The 4,024-nt window shown below is 38.7% G+C and carries 2 protein-coding genes; one reads left to right on the top strand and one right to left on the bottom strand.

Annotated features, from left to right (window positions below; all coding sequences use genetic code 11):
- The first annotated feature begins 102 nt into the window (after window positions 1-102).
- Window positions 103-1,548 carry an ISAs1 family transposase gene (locus tag QZU45_RS12235; RefSeq protein WP_295355689.1) on the top strand — a complete coding sequence of 482 codons (1,446 nt, stop codon included), beginning with the start codon at window positions 103-105 and terminating at the stop codon, window positions 1,546-1,548.
- Between the two features lie 157 nt (window positions 1,549-1,705).
- On the opposite strand, the gene QZU45_RS12230 is transcribed toward QZU45_RS12235, so the two are convergent.
- Window positions 1,706-3,838 (bottom strand): IS1634 family transposase, encoded by a 2,133-nt coding sequence (locus tag QZU45_RS12230; RefSeq protein ID WP_295355687.1) that lies wholly within the window; start codon window positions 3,836-3,838, stop codon window positions 1,706-1,708.
- Between the last annotated feature and the right edge of the window lie 186 nt (window positions 3,839-4,024).

Raw genomic sequence — 4,024 nt, 5'->3', positions numbered from 1 at the left:
CCTACTGATTTTGTTCTTTCAAAATGTGATTCACGGATCAAACTTAATGTTGAATAATTAATATCCTTTCCCTGTAATTGTAACGGATACAAAAGAATAAAAATGACTTCAACTGACCAGGATGCTTTTGACAATACTATTAACGATGCTTCTTTTCTTCAGAGAATTGTTGAGCTGAATTTAACTGATCCCCGAGCACAGGACCGCATTATCTATCCTCTGAGTGTCATATGCTCTATAGTTATTTTAGCCAGAATATGTAACTGTAATGACGCAAGAGAACAGAGACTGTTCTGGTTAGAAAAGCAGCCTTGGCTTAAAGAAAATTTCTATGGTTTGTCTGATGACGTTCCATCAGAGCAGACCTTAAGAAGAGTAGTAAGCATTCTTAATACTGATGAAACGGTAAACTTCCTAACAAACTACTTTGCCAATCATAGAGAACTCTCAGAGAAAACATTGGGTTCAGTACCTTTAAAAGAAAGAGAGGTAATCGCAGCTGATGGACAGAATATCAATGCAACAAGATCAAGCAAGAACGGAAATGATGCACGAAAAGATTCTGGCATCGATATCGTTAGTCTGCATTCCTCAACATACGGAATTACTCTTTCCCAGAGAACTGTAGACAAGAAAAATCATGAAGCAGAAGTAATTCTGGATATGATTAAAGCGCTGAATCTGAGAAATGCAATCCTCACCTGGGATGCCATAAATACCAGACCATATACAGTAAAGGCTGTGGTTGATGCCAATGCCGACTTTCTGGTTTGTCTGAAAGACAATCAGGGTAATCTGATAGATGACGTAAAAACCGGATTTCAATTCTACGATATGGATAAATATCCAGGAGAATCTGTTTCATCTACCATGGTCTTTGAGGCTCATGGCAGAAAGGAAGGCAAAGAGATTGCAATTCTTGATGCCAAGTACGCTCTCTCTAAGGAAATGCGCAAAAAGTGGCCTGATGTCAATTCTGTGATTAGAGTAAGAACCACAAGAATTTACAAAAACTCTAATACCATAGTTGAGAATGAAGACAGATTCTATATCAGCTCTCTGGTTATAGATGGACTGGATAAGGAATTTGCCGATACCATGCTTAAAATCATTCTCCAGAGATGGAAGGTTGAATCAATGCACTGGGTACTGGATGTGGTCTTTGAGCAGGATCAACTGCCATTAAGGAATAGAGACTATATAAACAACAGCACAATCTATACCAAAATGGCATTCAATATTCTTAGCTACATCAGGGACAATATACCTTACCACTACAATAAACCATGGTCTTTCAAGACACTGAGAATGCTTGCACAGAAAGATGATTATGGATTCAAGTTCATGAAAGCATTCTTTACCAGGGATATGTCAGAGCTTGAGAATGATGAAGGTCTTATCGGCATTGTCTACAAAGAGGCTGAGCCTACAGGCAATGACATTCCTGACAATCTAAAAGAAACCGGTTTTGAGGCCAGTATCAATGATGATACGCCACTTGGTAAGTTTGCTAGAGGAAGACATAAAATCAAGGCTAAACGAACTTAGATTTAATCCTTTGAATCATATTTTGAAAGAACAAAGCCAAAGTTAGTGAATAATCTTGGCACTTTGTCGTGCCTGACTATAAAACCGGGCTTTTGACAAAGAGTTGTAAATTTGTAAATTGGCACAATTACCTGCCGATTTGGTTGAAAATCAGGCTTCAACAGATTTGAGATAATGATCTGATCGTGTTGGCGCCATATATATTTTTTCTGGAAATATATTTTTTCTGGAAATCCGATACCTCAAGTGTCTTGATTTTGAATATCTTTCTAAGCTCATCCATGGTAGTTACGTTCTTTATTCTAGGAAGCCCCAGCATATCCATTAGTTTATTTCCTGAGAGGAAGTCTTGCATTCTCTTTTCTGCCTCTTCATCTTTTACTCTGAGGCAGTTATTCATTGGTAATTCCTGTGATTTAAAGAGCAATGGGTCAAGATCTCCTCTATAGGCCATGGTCAGCAGCTCGTTCTGAAGTAAATCCTTGATCTTCTCTACTGACAGCGGAAGGTTATTTTCCGCAAATTTTCTCTGCAGCAGTCTAAGCATAATCAGAGCGGTTATACAGAGGAATACATGACCTTTAATATGGTTTTGGTCTCTAAGATACATCGGTCTGATTTCAAAATCCTTTTTCATAATTCTGAAACATTCTTCGATTTTTACCAGCTTATGGTACATAGAGCTGATAAAGGCTGGCTGATATTCTGTTTTTTCAGTAGGAGGCTCCTTAAAAAGCACCCCTGCAAAGCCTGCGCATTTCCTTCTTTTCTCAATTAGTTTGGTATTGAGTTTAACTGCAATCAGTTTCTTTTTACGCTTTGGCTGGTTATCCTTATTTTCTGAGTTGTTTTCTTCCTCAGCTTCAACCGTATTCGTCTCTACAAACTGTTGCCATCCAGAGAATTTATGAGTAATCTCCTTATTCTGAATTACTGCATCCTGTGCCTGAACCAGCATAGCTTCCAGATTTGCTAAATCACGTTCTTTTCTTTTTTCGCTAAAGGTAATGAGTAGCTTACAGTCAAGAGACTTTTTCTGAACCTGATTTTTGCTATCTGTAAACTCTGCTTTTCTGGTTTTAAAATCAATTATCTTGTACCGGTATGGAGTAACTTCACCTTCGTCGGTAACCATGTTTTTAAAGGTACTGAGTTCAAGCTCCTGTTCTCTTATTCTCTTTTCAAAAGACAGGGCTGATTTGGCCACAGAGAAACCTAGTTTTTCGTCATTCAGCATCAGTAGATTTGGGGCACTGTTCAGTCCACTGTCAGCTACAACCATGGCATTGTTTACCTGATACTTCTCCTTAAGTGCTCTGATGGAATTAACCATAGTCTTTTTTTCAGACTTGTTTCCTGCATAGACTTCAAAGTCGATAGGAATTGCATTCTCATCTATAATCAGGGCAATGGAAACCAGCGGTAAATCGGTTCTTTTCTCTTTGCTGACTCCATGCATTCTGAATGGCTCTCCCATTGCCTCCAGCAGTTCATCTACCTGTACACTGTAGTCGGGGGTATTCTCAATTACTTGATTAAGTTCGCGATCACTCATAGCTGAATATCGGCCATCAAGTTTACGGAGCTGTTTTCTGATGATCCTCAGTGCTTTTTTCCTGTACCAGTATGAATCATTGTAAGGAGTTTCAAAATAACAGTTAGTGCAGTCATAGAAAATCAGGGAATGCTTTCTATTGGTAAGCGCATCCAGTCTGGTATTTATATGCTTGAACAACTGTTCCTTATGAGAGCTAAGATAACTCAGACAGCGGTAGACATCATCAGATGATACCTCACTCATAGGATCACCTAAAAATCTTGGACTTAACTCCAGCCCCATAAAATAGGAACATGGATTGACTATTTTCAGTGTAGAAAAATACAGAGCCAGATTTGAAACATTAAATTCCACCGGATTTGAATCTCTGCTCTTAAGATAGCTGAGGTGTCTGGACATCAGGAGTTCATCATCCCAGATTTTACGAAGTAACAGGTGAGCTGTTTTCTGAGGGAAAAGACATTCAATCGCAGCGGCAAGGTTTGTTCCCTGTTCTCCTGTATGGAAAAAATCGGTGATGGATTTTTCTCTAACCTGCTGAGCTTTCTTCTTTTGGTCTCCGTATTCATCTTCAAGCTTCCTAAGTTCATCAGGATGTTCTTTGGCAAAAGCTTCGTACTGCCCAAAAGATTTCACTATTTTCTTACGCCTGGTGTGAGTCTCTCTATCGTAAGAACTCTCAATCAGATAAAGGTAAACAATGCCCCCTTTTTTCTGTTTGCTTAAAAACATAGTGTAACCTCAACTCAAAATGTATAAAAACCTTCTACCGCTTTATTATATCATACATGAGATACACCACGCCTACATAATTATAATATATTGAGCTGGCGCAAAAAATAGCGTCACGCCTTATTGGATGCGTCACGCCATCATTGAATTTTACTTAAATTTAGCCTAGAGGTTGCGGAAGACAGG

It is taken from the genome of uncultured Succinivibrio sp. (assembly GCF_902756765.1).
In the GTDB taxonomy this organism is placed as follows: domain Bacteria; phylum Pseudomonadota; class Gammaproteobacteria; order Enterobacterales; family Succinivibrionaceae; genus Succinivibrio.
Note: the sequence above shows the minus strand (reverse complement) of the source record. Positions and strands in the feature narration are given on the sequence as shown.